Source organism: Eikenella sp. NML120348, assembly GCF_001648435.1.
GTDB classification, from domain to species: Bacteria; Pseudomonadota; Gammaproteobacteria; order Burkholderiales; family Neisseriaceae; genus Eikenella; species Eikenella exigua.
The window spans coordinates 1-24,319 of record NZ_LXSP01000003.1 but is presented as its reverse complement, the minus strand read 5'-3'; the positions used below and the strand labels follow the sequence as shown (position 1 = coordinate 24,319).

Genomic DNA, 24,319 nt, shown 5'->3' with positions numbered 1-24,319 from the left:
TTTTCACGTATCATCTGCCTCCCCGCAACCAACGCCAACGTCATGACTACCTTCACCCACCAACACACCGCCCACTGCGAAAGCGGCGTGATGTCCACCCTTCTCACCCACCACGGCTGCGCCATGAACGAAGCCATGGTGTTCGGGCTGGCTCACGCGCTCACCTTTGTGTATTTGCCCGTGGTCAAGCTCAACAGCATGCCCCTGATTTCCTACCGCATCGCCCCGCGCGGCATCATCAAAAACGTTTGCCGCGCCCTCGGTGTGAAGCTGGATATGCGCAAATTCGCCCAAGCCGAGCGTGGTGCGGCCGCGCTGGATGAGGCGCTTTTGCGCGGGCAGATTGCCGGTTTGCAAACCTCTGTGTATTGGCTGCCTTATTTCCCGCCCGAAATGCGCTTTCATTTCAACGCCCACAACCTTTTGGTGTATGGCCGAGAAGGCGAGGATTATTTAATCAGCGACCCTGTGTTTGAAACGCCCCAGCGCTGCGCCGCCGCCGATTTGCAGCGCGCCCGCTTTGCCAAAGGTGCCTTGGCCGGCAAAGGCCTGATGTACACGCTCGACACCGCCAGCCTGCCGCAAAAACAGCAGCTGGCTGAGCGCCTGCCCGCCCTGCTGTATGCCGCCATCCGCAAAAACGCCAAACAAATGCTCGCCCCCGTGTTTTTCGTGGGCGTGCGCGGCATCCGCACCGTGGCCAAGAAAATCGAACGCTTGCCGCAAGAGCCGGAAAAATACCAAAAGCTGTGGCTCGGTCATCTCGTTCGCATGCAGGAAGAAATCGGCACCGGCGGCGCCGGCTTCCGCTATATTTACGCCTATTTTTTAGAGCAGGCCGCCGATGCCTGTGCCAACCCCGCCCTGCAAACTGCCTCGCAGGAAATGACCGCCATCGGCGACCAATGGCGGCAGCTGGCCAGCCAGTGCGTGAAACAATGCTGCCGCCCGAGCGAACAAGGCTGCGCCCAAATCGCTGCCTTTCTGCGCGAAATTGCGGATAGGGAAGAAAAACTGTGGCGCGGCTTGCTGCATATTGCAAAATAAGCTAGAGCGCAAGATGAAAGGCTACCTGAAACTTCAGGTAGCCTTTGCAGATAGTTTTATTAAATGCTGAGTTACTCACTCTAAACTACTGCTTTGATTTTCAGATTTACTTGTTTGGAATTCTCTTTTTCAACCACACACATACAAAAATCATGGATTTAGATATTCAACAACTCTCCTCAGTTTCCGGCTGGGAACACCTTGCCGAAGTCGGCATGGCATTTGGCACCAATTTGGTTGCTGCGCTGGCGATTTTCCTTATTGGTAAATGGATAGCTGCCCGCCTCGTTATTTTGATGAAGGGCACTTTGATACGTGCCAAAGTGGATAAGACGCTGGTCAGCTTTCTCGGTAATGTGGCTAATATTGGTTTGTTAATCCTCATTATTATTGCTGCACTGGGCAAGCTGGGCATCCCCACCACATCGGTTACCGCCTTAATCGGCGGCGCGGGCTTGGCGGTCGCCCTGTCGCTGAAAGACCAACTGTCGAACTTCGCTGCAGGCGCGCTGATTATCCTGTTCCGACCGTTCAAAGTGGGCGATTTCATTAGGGTGAACGGCTTTGAAGGCACCGTGAGCGAAATCAAAATGGTGCAGACCACATTGCATACGCCAGACAACGAAGAAGTCATCCTGCCCAACAGCGTGGTGATGGGCAACAGCATTGTGAACCGCTCTTCCGACCCGCTGTGCCGCGCCCAAGTGGTGGTGGGCGTGGATTACGCCTGCGATCTGAAAGCCGCTAAAGCCGCCGTATTGAAAGCCGCCACAGAGCATCCCCTGTGTGTGCAGACCAAAGACAGGCAGGCCGTGGCATACATCACCAACCTGGGCGACAGCGCCATCGAAATCACATTGTGGGCGTGGACGAACGAAGCCGATTTGGGCGCATTCCGCTTCGGCTTGAACGAACAGGTGGTGGAAAACCTGCGCGCTGCCAATATCAATATTCCTTTCCCGCAGCGGGATGTCCATATTATTTCTCAGGCCTGATTAAAAGTATAAAAATTTAATCGTTGATAGCTGAGGCCTGCCCTAATGCCGGGCAGGCTGCTTCAGCCATATCGTACGATACCGTTTTATGAGGTACACCATATGTTTTATGTCATCGTTGCAATCAAACTTATCCTGGGCCTGTTGGCCCTGGTGCTGGTTATTAACCTGACCGGCAAGGGCAATCTTGCGCCAGCTTCGGCCAGTGACCAAGTGCAAAACTATGTGCTTGGCGGGATTGTGGGTGGCGTTATCTACAACACCGATATTTCCATTCCCGTATTTATGTTGATTTTGGCCATTTGGTTTGCAGCGGTTTTATCGCTGCGCTGGTTGAAAAAACATAACAATTTGGTTAAGAGATTAGTGGACGGGCGGCCTGTAATGTTGATTTCCCGCGGCAAAATCGATGTGGACGCGGTGCGTAAAGTAGGCATCTCGGCCAATGATTTGTCCTTTAAGCTGCGTATGCAGGGCATTTATACGATAAAAGATGTTAAGCAAGCCATTCTTGAACAGGACGGGCAACTCATCGTCACCTCTTTTGGCGAAGAAAACCAGAAATATCCGCTGATTACTGATGGCAATATCCAGCCTACTACGCTGGAGATGATTGATAAAGATGAAGAGTGGTTGCGGTCTGAATTGAAAGAGCAAGGGATAGAAGATATTAGCACGGTATTTCTTGCGGAATACGATAGCGGTAAGATTACCGTTACGGGGTATGAGTAGGTGTAGGCTGACGTTTTGCCCTGTACTCAATCAGAAAGGCTACCTGAAACTTCAGGTAGCCTTTCCTTTTCAGGTAGCCTTGCTGGCATTTCAAGCAACCTGTTAAAGGCTACCTGAAACTTATCTGCATTATTTCGCCTGCTGTGCGGCCAGTTTTTGCGAGAAGGCGGCCACTTCTTCGCGTTTGGCGCGGGCTTTTTTGCTGTCGATGGCTTTGCGAGCTATGTCCACGCCTTCGTCGAGCTCGTCGCTGCCGTGCACCACGAGGGCGTGTTTACTGCCGAGCTGCTGGAACACGTGGGAGAGGATGCCTACCAAATCAATGTGAAACACGCCGATGAGCTGGCTAGCAGCTCCAGCGAGGTTGGTAAGCGGGCCCAACACGTTGAACGCGGTGCGTACGTCCAATGTGCGACGCACGGGGACAACGTATTTCATGCTGCTGTGGTAGTTGGTGGGGGAATGGGGGTTTCTTTGCGGGAAAAGATAAGGCTACCTGAGAGCGCAGCCTAAAATTTGTCGGCATCTTTGTTCGGGTAGCCTTTGGCATTTGCTATTTCTGCAAGGCGGTTTTGAGCAGGCGGCTTACATCGCTCATATCGGCCTGGCCGGCGAGGCGTTTTTTCAGCACGCCCATGGCTTTGCCCATGTCGGCCATGCCGGATGCGCCGGTTTGGGCAATGGCTTCGGCCACGGCGCTTTGGATTTCGGCTTCAGACAGCATTTCGGGCAGGTAGCGCTGGAGGATGGCCACTTCGGCCAGCTCTTTGTCGGCCAGGTCTTGGCGGCCGGCTTCGTGATAGATGGTGGCGCTTTCTTTGCGCTGCTTAATCATTTTGCTGAGCATGGCGGTGATTTTGACATCGTCGGCTTCGGCGCGCTCGTCCACTTCGTAGCGTTTGATTTCGGCATTGGCCAGGCGGATGGTGGAGAGAGTGAGCGTGTCTTTGGCACGCATGGCGGTTTTCATGTCTTCGGTGAGGCGGGTTTTCAGGCTCATGGTGTTCTCCTTTTTGTTTGAGGTTTGAATTTGGGGGTTCAGGTAGCCTTTGGTTTTGCTACGAAGCGAGCCAACGCGGGAGCGGAAGTTAGGCTCACTGGCTATTGCGGCCGCGTGCTCTTTAGATGAAGTTAGCCAGCATATCGTGGCCATGTTCGGTGAGCAGGGTTTCGGGGTGGAATTGTACGCCTTCTACGGTGTGTTGTTTATGGAGCACGTCCATGATTTTACCGTCTGCCGCCCAGACGGTGATGTCGAGGTATTTGGGCAGACCGGCGAGTACGCCGCTATTGGTGTGGTACACGGGCGATACTTTGCCGTGCATCAGCTTTTGCACGCACGATGCGGCCGCCGAGCTTGAGTGGCCGAGGCACACGCCCAAAATGGGAATCTGCCCGGCAAAGCGGCGCAGAGGGGAGCACGGAAATGCCGGCTTCTTTGGGCGAGCAGGGGTCGGGGCCGATAACAAGGTATTGGGGCCGGAGTTCGACAATTTCGTCCAGCGCTATGTCGTCGTTGCGGCGCACACTGATTTCCTAGCCGAACTCGGCGAAGTATTGGACGATGCTGTAGATGAAAGAGTCGCAATTATATGTAAATAACAGCATGATATGTTTTATTTATGAGTCTACCTGAATTGGCTTGACAGCAATCGGTTTTGTTTGTTTCAGGTAGCCTTTTGCTTGGCTAGGCTTGTTCGTTTTTCACGATAAAGGCTTTGTTGATGCGGATGCGTTCGCCGCGACCGGCTTTTTTGATTTCCACCCAGTCGCTGTAGATGGAGTGGATGAGGTCGCGGCCGTTGGCGCAGCCGTATTGGATGGGGTCGATGGCGGCGGGAAGCTGTTTGACTACGTCTTGACTACGTCGCCCAGCCGCGCCCAGCCGTCGGGGTCGGCGGTGGCTTGGATGGCCTGCTGCACGGCGGGAATGAGCTTGGTGAAGGAAGGTTTGGCGGCTTTGGACGAACTGGCTTCGGCTTTGGCGGACTGGGGTTTGCGTTTGGCGGGTTTGCTTTCGGTGGGCTGGTCGCTTTGCTGGCGCGGCTCGTTTGGGTTGGGGCGGGCTTCGCTTCGTTCATTCTGGCTTTGCCGTGCTTCGCGTTGCTCGTTTTGATTTTCAGGTAGCCTTTCGGGGTGGGATTCGGTTTTGCGGCGCACTTGGAGCTGGTTGTTGTCGGTGCGGTGTTCGAAGATGTCGAAGGATTTGATGAGGTCGGAGAGTTTGCCGTAGCCGTAGAGGCGGGAGTCGAAATCGGGGTTGATTTTATTGATGTAGCTGCCGATGGGGCCGAGGTTGGCCCAGCCGAGGTCGTCGGCGTTTTCGCGTACGGCACGTTTGAGCAGGGGCAGGGCGTCGGGTGTGTTGTTGCTTTCTTCGGCGGCGGGGGCTTTGCCGTTGCCGCGCTCTTTGTTGGCACGCTGTTTTTCGGGCAGGAAGATTTCGGTGTAGATAAATTTGTCGCAGGCTTTGCGGAAGGCGGTGGGGGTTTTCTTTTCGCCGAAGCCGTATACAGTGAGCCCGCTTTCGCGCAGGCGGCTGGCGAGGCGGGTGAAGTCGGAGTCACTAGACACGATGCAGAAGCCGTCGAAATTGCCGCTGTAGAGCAAGTCCATCGCATCAATTACCAAGGCCATGTCGGTGGCGTTTTTGCCTTTGGTGTAGGCAAATTGCTGCACGGGGATGATGGCGTGCGGCAGGAGGGCGGCTTTCCATTTGGAGAGGCCGTGGCTCCAATCGCCATAAATGCGTTTCACACTGGCGATGCCGTATTTGGCGATTTCTTCGAGCAGACGGTCGATGATGTCGGCGGGGGCGTTGTCGGCGTCGATGAGGACGGCGAGGCGGGCTTGTTGGTCGTTTTTCTGCATGGTGTTTGGTTTCTGGGTTGAGGCTACCTGGAAAATGGTTTTCAGGTAGCCTTTGGTGTTAAGGCTATTGGTTTAACAGGGTTTTGAGGTCTTCCACCAGATGGATGGCGGTTTGACTGACGGCTCCCATCACCACGGAGCAGCCGTTGCGGTAGGTGGAGGTGGATTCGCTGCCGCTAGGGTCTTGGCTGATGTCTGTGCCGTGAAACCGGCTGGCAACAGCAGAGGTGGTAGAAGCCGAAGATGCCGACACTTCAGGCACGGCAGGTGGTTTGGATGGGCAACCGTCCGATAGCAGGAGGGCTGCGGATAAGGAGTATTGGTATGCATATGCGGCGATTATATATAGTGGATTCACTTTAAACCAGTACTGCGTTGGCTCGCTATGCTAGCTGCACCCTGTGGCTTGTTAACTTGTCCTGATTTAAGCCAATCTGCTATACTTAATAAGTACAAACTAGAACTCCACCATCGCACAAAATGAGGTTTTGGCCAGCCAAAAGGCAGCACGGCGGAGTAGGGCTGTGGTTTTATTGTCATTGAAAACTCGGTTTTAAACGGCAAAACGGCGGATGTGCAGGTAAAAAACTTTACAAACGTGGAAAAATGCCTATAATGCCGTTTCCTCATCACCTGCCCAGGTGGCGAAATTGGTAGACGCAGGGGACTCAAAATCCCCCGCCGCAAGGTGTGTCGGTTCGAGTCCGACCCTGGGCACCACAAACCGCTTTTCAGCGGTTATTTTTTTATCTTCCCGTACCCACTAAAAACTGCAAAGTAATTTAAATTCAATCGATTGATTTGTTTTGATTTTAACTTTCCATCTTTACAAATCTTCCCTTGTTTTCCAAAAGCCACATCAATCAGTTGGTGCTTTTGTAGGTGCATGGTTAAGATAACTGGCAAAAGCACCAACATCCTAGTATGGCAAATTGAGAGAGAGTATGACTAAAATAAACGGTTATTCTGCCAATAAGGGAAATGTTATGTTATTAAGTGACCACAAGATTAAAAGCCTCAAACCCGGTAAGAAAAAAACAGACCTTGGCCGACGGTGGAGGGCTATCATTTGTCGTTGCTCCTATTTTCCGAGGCAGCACACGGTATTTTGTCTACAATTACCGCTATCACGGTAAAGCACAGAGGCGATTGTGGGAGGCCTACGGCATTCAGATAGGGTTTCAGGCAGGTTTGGAATAGCAGGCCTTGGTAGAGGCTGTGCTCCAGCTGGGCGTAAGTGTTGTTGGCCACGCGGATAATTTCTTTCACTTGTTCCAGTGTGCCGTAGCTCAGTGTGCGGGAATCTTCGCCGGTGAAGGCATCCAGCAAGCGGATTTTGTCTTGTAGCATGTCAAAATCGGCCTACAGTTCGGGGGAAATGTTTACTTTGCCGTTGCGCAAAGCCTGCAATTGGGAGAGTGTGTTTTGCAGTTGCTCAGCAGTCAGCGCCACTTTATTATTAAAACGGCTGAACAGCGGATCGTTGGCCAACAGCAAATCGCCCATCTGGCGGGTCTGGCCGTCAGTGGTGGTGTAGCTGCCTTCCTGCGCCAGCGTGTTGCCGTCGCCCAGGCTGCGGTTGGTGTTGCGAAATTGAGTGTTGAGCAACCGCACCTTAGCCTGCTCCAGCGTGAGCAGCTCGCCTTCCTGGCTGATGCCGTCTTGATTGAGATCGCGCCAAACGCGCAATGAAGAGAACGCCTTGTCGGCCGCATCGATTTTGCCGTCGCCGTTGTCGTCCAAATCGGCCAGCGCGGCAAAACCGTGTGCCGCCATGCCGCCGTTTTTCAGGCGGGTGGCATCGCCGAACAGCTCGCTGCCGTTGTTGATGATGCCGTCGCCGTTGCGGTCGTACACCAACAGCCCGCCTTCTTTGCCTACCCAGCCTGAAGCGGTGCGGATACCGTCGCCGTCGTGGTCGAAGAGGCTACCTGAAAACTGGTTGGCGGCCACAGTGCTGATACCGTTGCCATCAAGGTCTAGGGCGAGGGGGTCGACGATGTGGTATTTTTTGCCTTTATTGGCGTGTTCATGCCATTTTTTGAGTTTGCCACCATCTACCCAATGCTGTTTTTTAAGGTGTTTAGAGGGAGTGTTGTCCGGAACGGTAATGTCATAGGATTCGTATTTTCTTTCTAACGATGGAATAGTGCCAAGGTTATCAAATCTATTTATCTTTCGATCTCCCATGGTATCTGTAGGCATATTCTCAACATGAATTTTTGTTCCTGGTAGAGCATGTTTTGCTAATTGATCAAGGAATGCTCTTAGGTTTTCGGGGCTACTTGGTAAAGCACCGGGCATTCCACCAAAAAATCGATCAGCTAAACCAATACGATATAAAGCTGTCCCTATATAATCTATTACAGCTATTAGTAGGGAGACTGTATCCAGAGTGGAAGCCATCAAGCCATAATTGATTGTTATTGGCTTCTTTAGAGAAGTTATTCATTAAGTAATCAAATTTCCAGTGTAATAGAGGTAATGGGATGATCTTTATCTGCTATATAAAATTCGTTATCATGCCTATTTACATGACCTTTTTCCCCCGTATCTGATTCAGCAGACTAACCAAAGCTAGCTATAAAATTTCCTGATTGGTGTAACTCGTACCACATATGCCCTGGTAGAGAATGTTTTCCTCCAGGTTTAGGTGTCCCTGATGGGGCACTCCTAATAGTAAGAGTGTACGTATCATTAGCCATAATCATTTCCTTTCACTTGTCATAAGGTTATTTTGGTAGAGAATAATCTGGATTAATACCTATATAGGTATTTATTCCTTTAAAATCATCTATATATTTGCTATTATCACTGATTTTAAATTTATATCTTCCAGGTCGCAAATAAAAGCATCCAAACTTTAAATAAGATGAAATATCATTTAAATTCTTTGATCTTCCATCCCATCCATCAATTATATCTAAATTTGTATATTCTCTTTGGTTTATTAAATTCTGTTCAATTCCAGTAATTTTATATATCTCCAGTTTTATAGAGTACATTTCTTGTCTATATTCTGTAGGGGCTAGTCCTTGTAAGTTATGGAATGATGTGAAATATTTATCGTCATATGTATTAATTTTATCTTTATCCCCTGCTTTTAGTTTTGTTGAGCCATTAATAAAATCTATGTTCATTCCAAGACAGTATGAGTGCTTGATATAAATATTTTTATTGATCTCGATCTGTCCGTTTTTACCTAAGGGGAAACTATTATAGGATGATGGTTGGAATATTCCCAAGATAATTGTTCTTGTAAAGGGGATATTAATTAATACATACAGCAACACCGCCCAAATGGATATGCCCCATAGCCATGGAGAAAAACGTTTCAGGTAACTTATTTGATGAGATGGGGGCTGAGGTTCGGCCCCAAATATTTGATCATTTTTATGTATTGAAGGCTGTTGTTTATCCATCTCAAATTCCTTTTAACAGGATTGTTACAGCAAGCATAGGTCGGGCACTTGCTACCTACGCGGCTACCTAAAAACCACGCAGACATCAACGCCATCCAGCGATATATCGATAATCTTCATCTGCCGTACATCTTAAATTTGCAGCTCCGCAGAAACCTGCATTGCCCGTTTTCAGGTAGCCTGAAAGCACACAGACGTAAATGTTTGCCCTGCGCTTGTCAATCTTCTGTTGATTATTGAAATAATATTGAACTTCCGTATGCGGCAGGCTACCTAAAGGCGTAAGCTTCGGTGAAGCTAAAACATTGGCTCGGACGAAGCGGAAGCACCGCGACCGCCTAGGTTAAAGCCTGGCGGTCGAAGCTAAAATTTTTATTTTACTACATATTGGTTGGCGTGAAAAGAATTTATTTTGTATAGGAGCGATAAGAAGCGATAAAAAGAAAGAAACTGTTGGCATGAGTTGCAATCTTGCCTGCAGGCTACCTGAAACTAGCTGCTCTCCGCTGCTGCATTTGCACTCTACAAAAGACAGCTGCTGCTGTTGGCCAATCTTGGGCTTTACCTAATCGGCGTTGCCCTTTTTAGCAAGTCATGAGGTTGCTTTGCTGCAGGTGTTGCTTTTAGGTAGCCTTTTCCATTTGGTTATGCCGTTATTTGGCTGTTCCATTGCTTGGGGCTTTGCCTGGGGCGCGGCTTGGATAAATAGTTTTGCTTGAATGGCACGGATTTGGTGGGATTGTTGCAAAGAAGCTGCATAGTTTGGGTGTGTGAGTGCTTTTGTTGGTGTTTAGGATGTGGCATATGGCGGTTCGCATTTATAATTATGAGCATAGAATGCGGCTTTGATAAAAGCCTGCCAAATAATACGACAGCCTGAAATGATTAGCATTTCAGGCTATTTTGCGTTAGCTGCTAAGTTTCAGGTAGCCTTTGCTATATGCCGCTGTAGGCTACCTGAAAATGTCCACACACACATCATATAATATCGAAGGGGAGCTGGAATTGCATAAGCCATCAGATGTTTATATCAAGCGCGCTGCTGCGTTTCTGCCGAATCCGCCGGTGAGCAATGAGCAGATGGAAGCTGTGCTCGGTATGGTGGGGGATATGCCTTCGCGGGTGCGCAAGATGATTTTGCGCTCCAATGCCATTACTTCCCGCCATTACGCCATTGATCCGCACACCCGTCAAACCACTCATAGCAACACGGAGCTGGCTGCGCAGGCGGTGTGTGGTTTGTTGGGGCAGGGCTTGCGTGCGGACGAAATCGGTAGCCTTGCCTGCGGCACGTCTTACCCCGACCAGATTTTGCCCGGCCATGCGGTGATGGTGCACGGGCTGCTGCCGCAGATTCCACCCTGCGAGGTGGTGAGCACAGCTGGCGTGTGTGCGGCAGGGATGGCGGCGATGAAGCAGGCCGAACGCGCGGTGCGCACCGGGGAATGTAGCGAAGCGGTGGCAGCGGCTTCGGAAACGGCTTCTGCGGTATTGCGCGGCGAGCGTTTCCGTTGTGAAACCGACAGCCTGCGCCTGCAGGATGCCAAGCCGGAAATTGCGTTTAACAAGGATTTTTTGCGCTGGATGCTGTCGGACGGTGCCGGCGCGGTGCAGCTGGGCAGTGAGCCGCTGGCCAGGCAGTTGAATTTTAAAATCCATTGGATTGATTTGCTGTCGTATGCCAACGAGATGCCGGTGTGCATGTATGCCGGCGGCGAAGTGGGGCAGGGTGGGGAGTGGCTGAGCTGGAAAGATGTCGATGCTGATGAGTGCGCCAAGCGCAGCCTGATGGTGGTGAAGCAGGATGTGAAGCTGTTGAATGAAAATATCGTGGCTTACACGGTGGAAAAGCCGCTGCGCCGTCTGATTGCCAAGCACGGCCTGCAAGCCGGCGAGATTGATTGGTTTCTGCCGCATTACTCCTCCGATTTCTTCCGCAGTAAGTTAGCCGATGGTCTTGCTGCAGCGGGGCTGCCGATTGCCGAAGAAAAATGGTTTACCAACCTGCACTATAAAGGCAACACCGGCTCGGCGGCGATTTACATTATTTTGGAAGAGTTTATGCGCCGCACGGATATCCGAAATGGCCAGAAAATCCTATGCTACATTCCCGAAAGCGGCCGCTTTTCCACTTGTTTTATGTTGCTGGAAGCGGTGTATGCCTGAGGCTACCTGAAAACCCAGATTCTGCTTGTTTGGAACTATTCAGCATGGATATCAACGACATTCCGCAAGACGACAGCCCCAGCTATCGTGGGCATCAAAAAATTATCTATGGCACGCACAATGGCCGTTACCAAGCCGCCACCAGCACCGGCTGGCAAGACGAATCCTACGCCACTGTGCAGGCCGTGGCCGAGTTGGAGGAACAGGCCGAAGCCGCCAAGCAGGCCGTGGAGCGTGGCGAGCGTTCCGCTTTGTATTACCACATGTTCCGCAGCCGATACGACGAAGTCGGCCTGGCTATGGCCGCCGGCGTATGGCGTTGGCAGCTGCGCCGCCATTTACAACCAGTCGTGTTTGAGGGGCTACCTGAAAAAACCTTGGCTAAATACGCCCAAGCGTTGGGTATCAGCTTGAGCGAACTGCGGCAACCGTTTTGAGGCGATGGATGGAGCAGGATAGCAACCTTGTTTTTCCTCTGTATTAGGCGATGGGTGTAATAGGGCCTTTGTAAAGACAATTGCTGAAAATTTATTTTACAGCTGAGAGTTTGAAACGCTTGTTTATCCTAATGATAAGCAAGCGTTTTTGTGTAAGGACTAGGGGCGATTGACATTGGGTTGTGTTTGCCCGATTTTGCGGTGCCCTGTGCCATTTACGATCTAGGTTTGTGTTGTATTACGATTAAAACCTCATATAAGGGTAGGGAGGAGAAAGTTACCTGAAATTTAGGAGGACATGGCAATACAATATTTTATTACTATTTTGTTGCGTATTATAGAGAATTTTGTAATAGATATTGCTGCTAAGCTACAAGTTGATTCAAGCTAGGAATAGCTTGTAATTTACTTAGGGAGGTTACTCAATAAAGTGAAGCTTCGGCTCGGGCAATAGGAAACGAGCGTATTTATGCTTGGTTTTTAGGTGGTATTTAAGTGTTTGTATATCCAGGAATTATAATATTATGTTCGCTACCTAAAAACCGCCTGAAATGTGTAGTTGATGTGGCTTGTATAAGTAGAGAGTGTTACAAATTTGTTGCAAGTTTTTGTAAAAGAAATCCAACCAAGCGATAAGCGGCTAGGATGATACGTTAACTGCCTGTATTATGCCAGCCTCAATTTGCCCACGGGTTTAGAATACGTAGTCTATTGAATTTATTTGAATAAAATAAAGGCACTCTGCAAAAATAATTTAAGTTTTGTATGACCTGACAAGCGTAGGAAGAAATCGATGGTGATTGATGTAAATCAACCGATGGGCTTTTCCGTTGTTTAATGTGTTTTATTTTTTGATTCTTTAATTTTGGAAAGTTAGGAAGCTGAATTATATGAACAAAGTTTACTGTACCGTATGGAATGAATGTACCAACACTTGGGTGGCTGTGCAGGAAACAGCTAAGGCGCATGGCAAGTCGGCCTCTATTATAAGTGCAAATGGTATTAGTGGGGCTATTTTGAGTCGAGTAGGCATTAGAATGTCCCGCTTTGTTTCTTCCGCAGTAGTATTGGCTGTGGCTGCTGTAGCCGGTCAGGCTAATGCCGAAGCTGGATTCTATTTTAACGACGGTCGGGATATTAACTGTACAGGTCTTGCTGACAGTACAAATGCTGTTCAATATGCCATCATGGGTACAAACATTCATACGCCATTGCGGGGTATAGGCACTGTGCAAGTACCGAATCCTACTTTTTTTGGCATAACGCCGACATATAACCCGTGTAAGCCGATCAATGGGACTGGCGCGGAAAACCGTGATACACAGACCAACCGCACTTTGTTCTATGGCACTGTAAATGCTCCTGCTAATACTACCGATAATGGCGCCAAAAACCTGACCTTGGGCGGCCGATTGGATGTCAACAGCGGCATTATTGGCATCGGTAACCGTGGCACGAACGGGGTTGATCCCAACTTCACTCAGAACGGCGAATATAAAGATACCAATGGTAACCTGTATCGTTCATCGAACAGCATTCGCATGGGTACTGGCATTACTTTAAATGAGGCCAATAACAAAGAGGCATCTATTGCTATCGGTGTAGACACCAAATCCACTGGGCTCAGAACGGTAGCCATCGGCTGGGCGGCAGAGGCAACTGGCAACGAAGACGTGGTCTATGGCGTGCGTGCCAAGGCATCCGGTGGGCAGGCCGTAGCTTTGGGGCCGTCGACTCAGGCGATTGGTGCCCAGTCTACTGCAATCGGTAACAACAGCATTTCCAGAGGCGATTCTTCCGTAGCTATCGGCGGCGATGATTTGAATGCTGTGTCGAAGGATGCTGGTGGTAATTTCAATCAATCCGACGTGGCGAAGAAGTACAAGGCGCTGACAGGCGATGAGTTGGTGCAGAATACCGCTGCACCGTTCATTCCCACTGAGTCGGGTACGGCGGCTGTAGCTGTCGGCGTGCAGGCCAAAGCGAGCGGTAGTCTTTCCACTGCATTCGGTACGCGTTCTGCTGCTTCGGGCGTGGCGTCATTGGCACTGGGCGTGGGCTCCAATGCATCGAAAGAAAATGCGGTTGCATTGGGCGCGGGCAGCACCACGGCTGCAGCGGCTACGTCAGAAAAAACGGCAACCGTGGGTTCAATCACTTATGGCAGCGCGGCTAATCCGTTTGCTGGCAGCGGCAGCGTGACTGCCGGTGACCAGGTTTCTATTGGTACGGCAGGTTTCGAGCGCCAAATCAAACACGTTGCTCCAGGCGCTATTAATGCTGCCAGCACCGATGCCATCAACGGCAGCCAGCTGTTTTATGTAACGCAAGGATTGCAAAACCAGATTGGTGCTGCGAAAACGCATTACTATAGTGTAAAAGGCAGTGGTGCTACCGACGGAAACTACAACAACGACGGCGCAACAGGTACGCATGCACTAGCCGCTGGCGTAAATGCGTCTGCTTCTGCAGAGCATTCAGTAGCCGTAGGTTCTGCAGCCAAGGCAATGGATAAAGGAACTGTTGCGTTTGGTAATGATGCTCAAGCGACAGGACGAGATGCGCTGGGTATTGGTACGACAACTCGTGCAAACGGAATGGGCGCAACCGCAATCGGTAATACGGCTGAATCAACCAAGCATGGGGTTGCTATCGGTAATGGCGCACATGCAAAAGCTACGGGCGGTTATTCCACCGCGGTCGGTACCGGTTCCAAAGCTATGGGAGATGCTGCAGTAGCATTAGCTAATGATGCGAAGGCTGGAGGACGAAGTTCTGTTGCAGTTGGTAGAGAGGCTAATGCAGGGGGTGATGCTGCGATTTCTATCGGGGAATCGGCTGCTGCTAATGCTGCACAAGCTATTGCAATGGGTCGTGAAGCCAAGGTTACTAAAAATAATAATATCGCTATTGGCTATAAGTCCTCGGCTACCGGCGAAAGGACGGTCGTGGTCGGCCCGAATGCAATTGCGACTGCCGATGATGCGACCACAATCGGGAGTGCGGCAACAGCAACAAAATTACGCAGTTCGGCATTCGGCAGTAATGCGAAAGCTGACGGTATTGATTCCTCCGCATTAGGACAAGGTGCTGAAGCCAAAGCGGATAGCGCAACAGCTATCGGTTCTAAGGCTATTGCTTCTCAGGGTAGCTCCACCTCTATAGGTACTGAGGCTAAGGTGGCAGCCGCCAGCGGTGTTGCTATCGGTGCGGGTGCAAAAGTAGAAAGTGCTGGACAATATGGTACTGCCATCGGTTCTGGCGCATCGGCAACCCATTCTAAGTCTGTTGCATTGGGTAGTTCTTCGACTACTGAAAATGCGGTAGGTACAAATACTGCAACGGTAGGCAATATCACTTACGGTGGTTTTGCGGGAACCAATCCTGTTGCGACAGTAAGTGTTGGTAATGGCAGTGAAAAACGTACAATTACCAATGTGGCCGCGGGCCGCATCAGTGCCACCAGCACCGATGCCATCAATGGCAGCCAGCTGTATGCCACACAAACGGTGATTGGCAATGTGGCTGGTAGCATGAAGAATATTTTGGGTGGTAATGCAGCCGTAGGTGCCGATGGTAAACTCAGCATGAACAATATTGGTGGCACAGGTAAGGGCAACATTCACGAAGCCATTCAAGCCAGTAGAACCACGGTGTCTTCTAACAACGGCAGCCTTACGGTCACCAAAACGACCAATGGAACAACTGGCGCAGATAACTACGATCTGAGTGTCAACGCCCAAGGCTTGGCCGAGTCTGCCCAGCTGCCGGTGGTCTACACCAAAGCTGACGGCAGCAAAGTGTACAAACACGCCGATGGCAAGTTCTACACCCAGCCTAACGGCGCAGGTACTCAAGTAGCAGCTGGCGATGTAATTGCCAGCATGCAGAATGCCGCTGGCTCCACCACTGAGCCGACCACATTGGCCAATGTGAAGAGCAACCTGGCTGATACAACCAATGCTGTAAACAACCCGGCCAACAACAGCCGCGCTGATTTTGCAGGCAAAGGCAACAATGCCGCTACCGTAAACGACGTATTGAACGCTGGCTTCACCGTACAAGGCAACGGAGTTAATAAGGACTTCGTCACCCACGGCGACACCGTCAACTTCGCCAACGGCCAAGGTACCGTAGCCAAAGTAACGAGTACCAACGGCGTAACTACCGTTAAGGTTGATACCCCGATGACCTATGCCGATGCTTCAGGCAACCCCACTAATACGCCAACTAACAGGGTGAACTTAGTAGGCGGTACCGCAGGCAACCCGGTTACCTTAGGTAACGTAGCGGACGGTACTGTTGCCGCAGGCAGCAAGGAAGCTGTAAACGGCGGTCAGCTGTATGCCACCAACCAAAACGTGGCTAAAGGTATCAACTTCGGCGGTACTACTGGCAGCAACAACTACAAGCTGGGTGACACTATCAACGTGAAAGGTGACAGTAACATTACCAGCACCACTATAGCTGGCGGCACACAGTTGGCGTTGAACCCGAACCTGAACGTAACCAGCGTAACCACCACCGATGCAGCTGGTAATAAAACTGTTACCAACGGTAGTGGCGTAACCATCACTCCGGCAGCAGGTGGCGGCAACCCCGTTAGTCTTACCACCGGTGGTCTGAACAACGGCGGCAACAAAATTACCAATGTTGCTAGAGGTACGGATGGCACGGATGCAGTTAACGTGAATCAGCTGAATGCGGCTAAAGCAGCAGCCACCAGCAAGATAGAAGCAGGCAACGGTATTAGTGTTAGCAGTACGCCAAATGCTGATGGCAGTACCACCTACAAAGTGGCTGCCGACACCACTGCGTTGAACGTGGGCGACGGCACCGGTGGCAACCCGGCTGGTAAAGTGATTGCTCCGGCTCCCGCTGATGCTAACAAACTGGCTACTGCCGGCGATATAGCCAAGGCCATCAACAACAGCGGCTTCAACATCGATGCTGGCGGCAATGTAGCGGGTAATCATTCTGCTACGCTCGCCAAACCCGGCAGTACTCTGACCCTGAAAGCGGGCAACGGGTTGACTGTGAAACAGGAGGTGGACGGCAATGGCAATCAGAGCTACACCTACGCCCTGAATGCCCAATCTGTGGTGCAGAGCGCCCAAACCCCAGTGGCGTACACCAAAGCTGACGGCAGCAAAGTGTACAAACACACCGATGGCAAGTTCTACACCCAGCCTAACGGCGCAGGTACTCAAGTAGCAGCTGGCGATGTAATTGCCAGCATGCAGAATGCCGCTGGCTCCACCACTGAGCCGACCACATTGGCCAATGTGAAGAGCAACCTGGCTGATACAACCAATGCTGTAAACAACCCGGCCAACAACAGCCGCGCTGATTTTGCAGGCAAAGGCAACAATGCCGCTACCGTAAACGACGTATTGAACGCTGGCTTCACCGTACAAGGCAACGGAGTTAATAAGGACTTCGTCACCCACGGCGACACCGTCAACTTCGCCAACGGCCAAGGTACTGTAGCCAAAGTAACGAGTACCAACGGCGTAACTACCGTTAAGGTTGATACCCCGATGACCTATGCCGATGCTTCAGGCAACCCCACTAATACGCCAACTAACAGGGTGAACTTAGTAGGCGGTACCGCAGGCAACCCGGTTACCTTAGGTAACGTAGCGGACGGTACTGTTGCCGCAGGCAGCAAGGAAGCTGTAAACGGCGGTCAGCTGTATGCCACCAACCAAAACGTGGCTAAAGGTATCAACTTCGGCGGTACTACTGGCAGCAACAACTACAAGCTGGGTGACACTATCAACGTGAAAGGTGACAGTAACATTACCAGCACCACTATAGCTGGCGGCACACAGTTGGCGTTGAACCCGAACCTGAACGTAACCAGCGTAACCACCACCGATGCAGCTGGTAATAAAACTGTTACCAACGGTAGTGGCGTAACCATCACTCCGGCAGCAGGTGGCGGCAACCCCGTTAGTCTTACCACCGGTGGTCTGAACAACGGCGGCAACAAAATTACCAATGTTGCTAGAGGTACGGATGGCACGGATGCAGTTAACGTGAATCAGCTGAATGCGGCCCTGGGTGCTTTGAGCGGTACCAACAATGCTAACATCATTGCTCTGGATGCCAAAGTTAACGATGTAGCCAATACTGCCAATGCTGGTGTGGCCCAAGCCATTGCCACTGCAGGCCTGCCGCAGGCTTACTTGCCGGGCAAAAACATGGTGGCTGTGGGTGGCGGCTACTACAAAGGCGAAACCGGTTATGCCGTTGGCTTCTCCACTATTTCTGATAGCGGTAACTGGATTATTAAAGCTACCGGCAGTGGTAATTCACGTGGTAACTTCGGTGCTTCTATCGGTGCAGGCTATCAGTGGTAAGCTGAAAGAGGCTACCTGAAAATCTAAGCATAGAAATTTCAGGTAGCCCTACTGGATTCTCCAAAATAAACAACCCAAAGGAAAAAATTATGAAATTTGCTAAAGTAGCCCGTTGCACAGCAGCTGTGGCCACTATCGCCATAGTATTGTCTGCCTGTTCCTCACTAACAAGAGTAAGCTCAAGCGGTACTACTGACCAGCCGGTATGGCCAAAGTGGGATCGGGTAACCCTCAATAAAACCCGTGGCACCTTCCCTGATTTGGGCAGCCTGAACCAAGTGAGAGCTGGCCTGACCAAAGACGATTTGTACTACCTGATCGGCCGTCCGCACTACGGTGAAATGTGGCGTCCGCGTGAATGGAACTACCTGTTCCACTTCCATACTCCCGGCCAAGGTACCAATGGCGTAACTACTTGCCAATTCAAAGTGTTGTTCGACAAAAACATGTTCAGCAACGAAACTTACTGGCGTGCTGTTGATCCTGAAAACGCCACTTGCCCACCACTATCGCAAGAGTCTGCAGCCCCTGCACAACAGCAGCACCGCTACACGCTGAGTGCAGATGTATTATTTGCGTTCGACCGTAGCGGCGAATATGATTTACAACCACGTGGACGCGAAGAGCTGAGCGAATTGGCCGCTAAATTGAGAAACTTCGAGCAGCTCAATAGCATCACCGTAATCGGCCACACCGATTACCTCGGCTCAGATGCCTATAATCAAAATCTATCGCAGCATCGCGCCGAAACTGTGCGCCGTTATTTGGTAGCTCAAGGCTTGCCGGCTGACAAAATCCGCGCAGTTGGCATGGGCGAATCCCAGCCAGTTAGGCAGTGCGATAACCACGGAGGACGCAACCAGCTGATCACCTGCCTGCAGCCCAATCGTCGTGTGGAGATCCAAGTAGACGGTTACGGCAGCCGCTAAGCTTGCCTATAGGCAGTTTTGTTGGTACTCAGTTGGCAATAAATAAACCTTTCTGTTTCGGCAGAAAGGTTTATTTATTGCAGGGGAGGAAACTGGCATAAGACTTGCTTGAAATTAGATAGCTCTTACATATCTGTTTCACCTGTCAGGATTTTGCTGGCGGATTTTCGGTTTTATGTAAAAGTTGCTGCTTGGCAAGGAAGTTTAAGTGCCGCGGCGATCAATTTTTTGTTTACTTGATGAGGGATACACCATGCCTTTCGTATATTGGACTTCCGATTTGGACACCGGACTCGACGATATCGATGCACAACACCGCCAATTGGTTGATTATACTAATAAGTTGTATGATGCCAGAGAAGCTAACGATAAAGAAGCTATCGAGCTGGAACTCCAACACCTGATTGACTACACCGTAGAACACTTCAGCTACGAAGAAATGATGTTGGAGGAGGCACAGTACCGTCTGGTAGAGCAGCACAGAAAAGTGCATCAAAACTTCGTAAACCGTATGAGTACCCTGCAAGCCCGTTATCACAACGGCGACCTTGAAGCCTTGGATGAAGTAATTACTTTATGTGAAGGCTGGTTGTTCCGCCACATCCGTATTAACGACCATGGCTACGTTGACAGCGTGAAAGCATCCGGCATCCGCTCTTAATCTGAGTAGATTTCGCTCCATAGGCTACCTGAAAATCGTTTCAGGTAGCCTGTTTGTATGGCCATCCAGAATAGGAATGATACGGTGTTGCCTTGTCTTGCTACTGTTTTTTGTCTGTAGTTCGGCGTCTTCATCCTACTTGGGAAGACTATATTAAGGAGCACATTTAAATAGAATGCAGAAATGATTTACTCCTCTGGTATATATTGAACATTACTTATCCGTATTACTTTGCAGCTCCATCCCAGCTATGAAGGGAGCTTTCATGAACCTACTTGATGAAACTATAAAACACAACAAACACTTCGTTGAAAGCGGCGAATGCGTAGAATTTTTCAGCAATAAATACCCTGAAAAGAAACTGGCCATCCTATCCTGCATGGATATACGTATTTTTCGAGCTGCTGTATGCCGCCTTAAACTTGAAAAACGGCGATGGCAAAGTTATCCGTAATACCGGCGCTGTAGTGCCGCACCCGTGGGGTTCAGGAATACGCAGACTCTTGGTGGTTGTGTTTGATTTAGATGTGGAAGAAATCATGGTGGTGGTGCATCATGACTGCAGCATGTACGGCTTTTCTCCCAATCGCCCGTTTAATAAAGCCCGCGCCGCCAGCATTCCGGAGGCGAACACCAACATCCTACGTCATACTGGTATTGACTTAGACGTCTGACTCACCGGCTTCGATAATGCTGACGACAGCGTACGCCAACCGTGAAGTCCATCAAACAACACCTGCTGATGTCTGAGTGCATCGCCGTATGCGGCTTGGCTATCCACCCTGCTACCGGCAAGCTCACCGTGGTGATGGAAGGCAATAAAAAAGCCGCCGAGTAAACACCGCTTTGGCCAATAACCTGCGCTTCATGCCCGCTGCTTTAGTTTTCAGGTAGCTTTTTACTGATGTCTGTGGCGTGGTATTTAGTGGCCGCCTACGGTGTCGGCAGCACGGGTTAGACCTTGGGACAGGGATTCCACCATGGCGGGGTAGCCGTCGCCTTGCTGCGGGGTTTGGATGTTGAACAGGGTGGTTCGGCCGTTTGGCCATTGGGCATAGCCGCTTACGAGGGTGAGGCCTTGGAAGCTGCCTTGGAATTGCTCGATGTAAATCTTGAGCACGGGCAGGCCGTTGCCGCGGCCGTAAGGCACGAAGCGGGCGCTGCCGTGGCGGTTGAGCCGGTTGCTGAAGGCGGCGGCAAGGCTTTGATCCAGCGGAGCGGCCCACAGGTGGTGGCGGGCGAAGTTGAGGCGGTGGGCGTCGGTTTGGTAAACGAGGCCGCCTTGGCCGAGTGGCTCGGCCAGGATGATTTGCACGGCGGTTTGGCTGCTGCTTTGGCCGGCGGGCGGCACAAAGGCGCTGTCGGGCAGGCTGAAATACTGGGGGGCTGGGGTAGAGGCACAGGCGGCCAGCAGCAGGGCTGTGGCGGCAACGGGCAGTTTGGCAAACAAGGACATCAGCGGCTTCCTTTCGGGGTGGGGTCGGTGGCGGAAGAGTTGAAAATCAGGGCGTTGGGCTGCTCTTTGAGGGTGTTGAGCACGGGCGCGGCCTGCTGCAGGGTGCGGTCGATGCTGCGCAGGGTTTTCTGCACGTCGCCATACACGGGCGATTGCGGGGATACGCCCTGCAAGGTGGTGCGCAGTTCGGCCAGGGTGCGGTTGAGCTCGCCGGGCAGCTGCTGGGTTTGCGGCTGGCCGAGCAGGCGGTTGGCTTGGGCGAGCGTACCTTTCAGCTCAGTTAGGCTGCCGTTGAGTTCGCGCACGGTTTTATCCAGCGGCAGGCGGTTGAATTTGTCGAGCAGGGCGGATACTTGCTGCTGCAAATCGCCCAGGCTGCCGCCGTTGCGGCTGGCAATCACGGTGTTGCCCTGATAGCTGGCGGCGGGTTTGAGCACACTTTGGCCGGGGGCTTCGGAAAGCTCGACAAACAGGGAGCCGGTGAGCAGGTTGTTGCTGGACAGGGTGGCGCTGAGGCCTTTGCTGAGGGCGCGGCTGATTTGGTCGGCCCAGGCTTCTTTGCTTTGGCTGTCGGCGTTGATTTCGAGGCGTGAGGGGTCGATGCGGATGCGCACGGGAACCCAGCCGTTGTCGAACAGGTTGAGACTGTCGTTGCGGCTGAAATAGGGCACGTCGGTTACCGTGCCGATGGGGATGCCTTTGTATTCCACGGGCGCGCCGGCGGCCAGGCCGCGTACGCTTTGTTTGAAGAAGACCACGTAATACAGCGAGCGTGCGTCGGCTTGGTTGTCCACGTCGGCACGGCTGTCATAGAGGGGGAAGAGAGTGTTGTTGCCCACCTGGCTGCCTTTGTTGCCGTCGGGCGGGTCGTCGAAGGCGATGGCGCCGGAAGTCAGGGCGGGCAGGGAAGGGGTATCCACTTTGAGGCCGCTGCCGCCGAGCTCGATTTTGAGGCCGCTTTGCAGCCAGAAGCGCACATTGTTGCCGATGAGTTTGTCGTTGGGGCTGCCGATGAAGATTTGGTAGTCGGTGGTTTTGGATACGGGATCGAATTTCGCGCCCTCTACGATGCCCACCACGATGTCGCGGTACATCACCGGGCTGCCGCTGCTAAGAATTTTGCCGCTGCCGCCTTTTAAGCGCAGCCGCAGGCCGCCTTGGGCGAAGGCAGACACGGGCGGCACATCGGCCACGGTGAATTCGCGTGCTTCTTCCGGGCTTTTCCCGGGCATTAGGGCAATATACGAGCCGGACACGAGCGTGCTCAAGCCGGTGATGCCGCTTTGGTCCACGCGCGGTTTCACCATCCAAAACTGGCTGTCTTTGCGGATCATGTCTTTTGCTTCGCCAGTGAGCTGGGCGGTGAGTGCCACGCCTTCTTGGCCGGGGCGCAGGTGGATGGCAGTAACGCGGCCCACGTCTACATCCAACACCTTAATCACGGTGTTATTCACTTCAATGCCCTCGGCATTGCTCATATACAGCGTGATTTCCGGGCCGGTGTTGCGGATGTGGTCGAACAGCAGCCAGCCGCCGGTGAAGAGGGCGATGAGCGGAATCAGCCAAACCATAAAGGAAAAACTGCGGTTGCGGCGGATTTTTGCCTGTGGTTCGCGTGTGGAAGAATGTTTATTCATTGTGTGATTTTGCGTTTTATGGAAGAGGTTTTCAGGTAGCCTATGCTGCGTTGGGGCTACCTGAAAATGGTTCGGGCAGCCCTAACGGTTTCAGGTAGCCTTTGTGTTGCGCTGGGCAGCTTTGTCCCACATCAGGCGCGGGTCGAAAAAATGTGCCGACAGCATAGTGAGCAGCACCACCAAGCAGAAATACAGCGCCGCCGGTCCGGGTACTACCCGCGCCATGTGCGTGCGGAAAGTGGACATCAGCATGATGATGACGAAAATATCAATCATCGACCAGCGCCCGATGGACTCCGTAAGCAAATACAGCTTGGAAAGCTTCTGCGGCGCCATCTTGGTGCCGAACTTCGCCGCATACAGCAGCACGCCCATGGCGATAATCTTCAGCCACGGCACCATAATGCTCGCGCTGAAAATAATCATGGCGATGTAGTGGTCGCCGTCGCGCCACATAAACTGGATACCGCTGAAAATCGTGCTGCGTTCGATAACCGTGGGGTTGGACGACACCATAATCGTCATCAGATTGGCCGGCAGCAGCAAAATCACAGAAGTAATCAACAGCGCCAAGCTCAAGCTCAGACTGTTTGGCCGCCGTTTGTGCAGCCCCGAGCCGCAAATTTCGCATTCGGTTTCGTGTGCCGGCCGCTCAAACAAACACTTGCCGCAAAACACCGAGCCGCCTTCTGGTCGCACCAAATCCTTATCCCCACGCAGCCGCCGGATTTGGTAATACACCCAATGCTCCGGCACGGAAAGCGCAATGCGGATAAGCAGCACGGACAGCACAAACATCAAATAAAACGCCGGCCCGAAATGCACTTCCGCCACTTTGCCTAGCTTGATGTAGGCCACCAGCGTGGAAATAAAAAACACATCCACCATCATCCAGCCGCGCAGCCGCACCAGCCAGCGCGTGGCCCGCAGCACACCAGGCGGCGGCTTGCCCCACAGCAGCCCGCCATACACATACAAACACAGCAGGCAGAAGAAAAACGGCGCGCCGAAGGTGAGCACAAACATCACCTCGGCCAAAAAGCCGGATTTCTGCAAAATCAGCACCTTCATCATTTCCGGCATAGTGAGCGGCACCTCTAGGCCCAACACCGTAACATGTATATACAGCCCGGAAAACACCACCGCCAGCATAATCAGCGAAGCCAAAGCCAGCGCCAGTGGCAGCAGAAACGGGTTGGTTTCCACACGCGCCAGCGGATGGCCGCAGCGCGGGCAAAACGCCGCTTTCCCCGGCTTGAGCGGCGGCAGGCGCAGCTCAAGCCCGCAGGAATGGCAGGAAATATAGTGTGCCGGCATTACCGCCTTCGGCTGATATAGCCGGTAGCGGCGCGCACGGCGCAAGCGGGTGGCGAATTTCAAAAGGAAACCGGAAGATAATGAAAAATAGTGATTATAGCCCAAAGCGGATTGGCAGCAATAGCTTAGCAGGTTTCAGGTAGCCTTGGCAGGGGAGAAGGCTGCCTGAAAAATCGGGTAGGCATATTTTCAGGTAGCCTGAACACCGAATGGAGAAAGCGAAATGGCTTGGTTCAAAATGAGCGAATGGGAATGGTGGAACAAGCTGGCATTGGTGGTGGCGG

18 protein-coding genes, 1 tRNA gene and 3 pseudogenes are annotated in these 24,319 nt (G+C 51.8%); 11 read left to right on the top strand and 11 right to left on the bottom strand.

Translation table 11 applies throughout. The features are described from left to right. The first annotated feature begins 42 nt into the window (after positions 1 to 42). The 3 genes from A7P99_RS05175 to A7P99_RS05165 all read left to right on the top strand — a co-directional run bounded on the left by A7P99_RS05175 (position 43) and on the right by A7P99_RS05165 (position 2,774). Positions 43 to 1,047, top strand: coding sequence for a BtrH N-terminal domain-containing protein (locus A7P99_RS05175; protein WP_067528455.1), 1,005 nt, complete (start codon positions 43 to 45; stop codon positions 1,045 to 1,047). A gap of 152 nt (positions 1,048 to 1,199) precedes the next feature. Next, positions 1,200 to 2,042, top strand: a complete 843-nt coding sequence (locus A7P99_RS05170; RefSeq protein WP_067449162.1) for a mechanosensitive ion channel family protein — start codon at positions 1,200 to 1,202, stop codon at positions 2,040 to 2,042. Positions 2,043 to 2,144: 102 nt separating this feature from the next. Then, positions 2,145 to 2,774 (top strand): DUF421 domain-containing protein, encoded by a 630-nt coding sequence (locus A7P99_RS05165; RefSeq protein WP_067686728.1) that lies wholly within the window; start codon positions 2,145 to 2,147, stop codon positions 2,772 to 2,774. Positions 2,775 to 2,903: 129 nt separating this feature from the next. Here A7P99_RS05165 and A7P99_RS05160 read toward each other — a convergent pair. From A7P99_RS05160 to A7P99_RS10225, 5 genes and pseudogenes are all read right to left on the bottom strand, one after another. Further along, positions 2,904 to 3,227: pseudogene (locus A7P99_RS05160) on the bottom strand (hypothetical protein); the annotation flags it as partial. A 100-nt stretch (positions 3,228 to 3,327) separates the two neighbouring features. Then, the gene (locus A7P99_RS05155) at positions 3,328 to 3,774 is read right to left on the bottom strand and encodes a GatB/YqeY domain-containing protein (protein WP_067449168.1); all 447 of its coding nucleotides are present in this window, start codon (positions 3,772 to 3,774) and stop codon (positions 3,328 to 3,330) included. Between the two features lie 121 nt (positions 3,775 to 3,895). Beyond that, entirely contained in the window at positions 3,896 to 4,243 is a 348-nt protein-coding gene (locus A7P99_RS05150) for a hypothetical protein (protein ID WP_345840828.1), read from the bottom strand. A gap of 382 nt (positions 4,244 to 4,625) precedes the next feature. Next, positions 4,626 to 5,645, bottom strand: coding sequence for an NYN domain-containing protein (locus A7P99_RS05145; protein WP_369799381.1), 1,020 nt, complete (start codon positions 5,643 to 5,645; stop codon positions 4,626 to 4,628). Between the two features lie 64 nt (positions 5,646 to 5,709). Then, a complete protein-coding gene (locus A7P99_RS10225) occupies positions 5,710 to 5,907 on the bottom strand; it encodes a hypothetical protein (protein WP_067449172.1) in 198 nt (65 codons plus the stop codon). Between the two features lie 373 nt (positions 5,908 to 6,280). Here A7P99_RS10225 and A7P99_RS05135 point away from each other — a divergent pair. Continuing rightward, positions 6,281 to 6,365: transfer RNA gene (locus A7P99_RS05135), tRNA-Leu, on the top strand. A 345-nt stretch (positions 6,366 to 6,710) separates the two neighbouring features. Here the strand turns inward: A7P99_RS05135 and A7P99_RS05125 are convergent. The 3 genes from A7P99_RS05125 to A7P99_RS05115 all read right to left on the bottom strand — a co-directional run bounded on the left by A7P99_RS05125 (position 6,711) and on the right by A7P99_RS05115 (position 9,067). Then, on the bottom strand, positions 6,711 to 6,995 hold the full coding sequence (locus tag A7P99_RS05125) for a hypothetical protein (RefSeq protein ID WP_067449176.1): 285 nt from the start codon (positions 6,993 to 6,995) through the stop codon (positions 6,711 to 6,713). A gap of 12 nt (positions 6,996 to 7,007) precedes the next feature. Further along, on the bottom strand, positions 7,008 to 7,850 hold the full coding sequence (locus A7P99_RS05120) for a hypothetical protein (protein WP_153705574.1): 843 nt from the start codon (positions 7,848 to 7,850) through the stop codon (positions 7,008 to 7,010). Positions 7,851 to 8,377: 527 nt separating this feature from the next. Next, complete coding sequence (locus A7P99_RS05115; protein WP_067449180.1) at positions 8,378 to 9,067, bottom strand: hypothetical protein; 690 nt, start codon at positions 9,065 to 9,067, stop codon at positions 8,378 to 8,380. A 963-nt stretch (positions 9,068 to 10,030) separates the two neighbouring features. Between A7P99_RS05115 and A7P99_RS05110 the strand changes: the two genes are divergently transcribed. The 7 genes and pseudogenes from A7P99_RS05110 (at position 10,031) to A7P99_RS05070 (ending at position 20,463) form a co-directional block, all read left to right on the top strand. After that, the gene (locus tag A7P99_RS05110; protein WP_067687070.1) at positions 10,031 to 11,233 is read left to right on the top strand and encodes a beta-ketoacyl-ACP synthase III; all 1,203 of its coding nucleotides are present in this window, start codon (positions 10,031 to 10,033) and stop codon (positions 11,231 to 11,233) included. A gap of 44 nt (positions 11,234 to 11,277) precedes the next feature. Further along, the gene (locus A7P99_RS05105) at positions 11,278 to 11,670 is read left to right on the top strand and encodes a hypothetical protein (protein ID WP_067449182.1); all 393 of its coding nucleotides are present in this window, start codon (positions 11,278 to 11,280) and stop codon (positions 11,668 to 11,670) included. Positions 11,671 to 12,560: 890 nt separating this feature from the next. Continuing rightward, positions 12,561 to 12,677, top strand: a pseudogene (locus A7P99_RS10680) (ESPR domain-containing protein); the annotation flags it as partial. 30 nt (positions 12,678 to 12,707) lie between these two features. Continuing rightward, positions 12,708 to 18,035, top strand: coding sequence for a YadA-like family protein (locus A7P99_RS09660; protein ID WP_231866518.1), 5,328 nt, complete (start codon positions 12,708 to 12,710; stop codon positions 18,033 to 18,035). An 89-nt stretch (positions 18,036 to 18,124) separates the two neighbouring features. Beyond that, a complete protein-coding gene (locus A7P99_RS05080; RefSeq protein ID WP_067528458.1) occupies positions 18,125 to 18,964 on the top strand; it encodes an OmpA family protein in 840 nt (279 codons plus the stop codon). A 253-nt stretch (positions 18,965 to 19,217) separates the two neighbouring features. Next, a complete protein-coding gene (locus A7P99_RS05075) occupies positions 19,218 to 19,625 on the top strand; it encodes a bacteriohemerythrin (RefSeq protein WP_067438342.1) in 408 nt (135 codons plus the stop codon). A gap of 265 nt (positions 19,626 to 19,890) precedes the next feature. Continuing rightward, a pseudogene (locus A7P99_RS05070) lies at positions 19,891 to 20,463 on the top strand (beta-class carbonic anhydrase). 84 nt (positions 20,464 to 20,547) lie between these two features. On the opposite strand, the gene A7P99_RS05065 reads toward A7P99_RS05070, so the two are convergent. The 3 genes from A7P99_RS05065 to A7P99_RS05055 all read right to left on the bottom strand — a co-directional run bounded on the left by A7P99_RS05065 (position 20,548) and on the right by A7P99_RS05055 (position 24,035). Further along, on the bottom strand, positions 20,548 to 21,081 hold the full coding sequence (locus tag A7P99_RS05065) for a membrane integrity-associated transporter subunit PqiC (RefSeq protein WP_067686722.1): 534 nt from the start codon (positions 21,079 to 21,081) through the stop codon (positions 20,548 to 20,550). Beyond that, complete coding sequence (pqiB, locus tag A7P99_RS05060) at positions 21,081 to 22,718, bottom strand: intermembrane transport protein PqiB (RefSeq protein ID WP_067686719.1); 1,638 nt, start codon at positions 22,716 to 22,718, stop codon at positions 21,081 to 21,083. The genes A7P99_RS05065 and pqiB overlap by 1 nt, the downstream gene beginning before the upstream one ends. Positions 22,719 to 22,808: 90 nt before the next feature. Continuing rightward, the gene (locus A7P99_RS05055) at positions 22,809 to 24,035 is read right to left on the bottom strand and encodes a paraquat-inducible protein A (protein WP_153705625.1); all 1,227 of its coding nucleotides are present in this window, start codon (positions 24,033 to 24,035) and stop codon (positions 22,809 to 22,811) included. Positions 24,036 to 24,319 lie beyond the last annotated feature (284 nt).

What these genes read in the sequence shown, in the direction of transcription:
- A7P99_RS05110 (WP_067687070.1), top strand. Translation starts at nt 10,031, where the DNA reads ATGTCCACACACACATCATATAATATCGAAGGGGAGCTGGAATTGCAT.
- A7P99_RS05155 (WP_067449168.1), bottom strand. Translation starts at nt 3,774, where the DNA reads ATGAGCCTGAAAACCCGCCTCACCGAAGACATGAAAACCGCCATGCGT.
- A7P99_RS05170 (WP_067449162.1), top strand. Translation starts at nt 1,200, where the DNA reads ATGGATTTAGATATTCAACAACTCTCCTCAGTTTCCGGCTGGGAACAC.
- A7P99_RS05065 (WP_067686722.1), bottom strand. Translation starts at nt 21,081, where the DNA reads ATGTCCTTGTTTGCCAAACTGCCCGTTGCCGCCACAGCCCTGCTGCTG.
- pqiB (WP_067686719.1), bottom strand. Translation starts at nt 22,718, where the DNA reads ATGAATAAACATTCTTCCACACGCGAACCACAGGCAAAAATCCGCCGC.
- A7P99_RS05125 (WP_067449176.1), bottom strand. Translation starts at nt 6,995, where the DNA reads ATGCTACAAGACAAAATCCGCTTGCTGGATGCCTTCACCGGCGAAGAT.
- A7P99_RS05145 (WP_369799381.1), bottom strand. Translation starts at nt 5,645, where the DNA reads ATGCAGAAAAACGACCAACAAGCCCGCCTCGCCGTCCTCATCGACGCC.
- A7P99_RS05080 (WP_067528458.1), top strand. Translation starts at nt 18,125, where the DNA reads ATGAAATTTGCTAAAGTAGCCCGTTGCACAGCAGCTGTGGCCACTATC.
- A7P99_RS05075 (WP_067438342.1), top strand. Translation starts at nt 19,218, where the DNA reads ATGCCTTTCGTATATTGGACTTCCGATTTGGACACCGGACTCGACGAT.
- A7P99_RS05165 (WP_067686728.1), top strand. Translation starts at nt 2,145, where the DNA reads ATGTTTTATGTCATCGTTGCAATCAAACTTATCCTGGGCCTGTTGGCC.
- A7P99_RS05105 (WP_067449182.1), top strand. Translation starts at nt 11,278, where the DNA reads ATGGATATCAACGACATTCCGCAAGACGACAGCCCCAGCTATCGTGGG.
- A7P99_RS09660 (WP_231866518.1), top strand. Translation starts at nt 12,708, where the DNA reads ATGTCCCGCTTTGTTTCTTCCGCAGTAGTATTGGCTGTGGCTGCTGTA.
- A7P99_RS05175 (WP_067528455.1), top strand. Translation starts at nt 43, where the DNA reads ATGACTACCTTCACCCACCAACACACCGCCCACTGCGAAAGCGGCGTG.
- A7P99_RS05120 (WP_153705574.1), bottom strand. Translation starts at nt 7,850, where the DNA reads ATGCCTACAGATACCATGGGAGATCGAAAGATAAATAGATTTGATAAC.
- A7P99_RS05055 (WP_153705625.1), bottom strand. Translation starts at nt 24,035, where the DNA reads ATGCCGGCACACTATATTTCCTGCCATTCCTGCGGGCTTGAGCTGCGC.
- A7P99_RS05115 (WP_067449180.1), bottom strand. Translation starts at nt 9,067, where the DNA reads ATGGATAAACAACAGCCTTCAATACATAAAAATGATCAAATATTTGGG.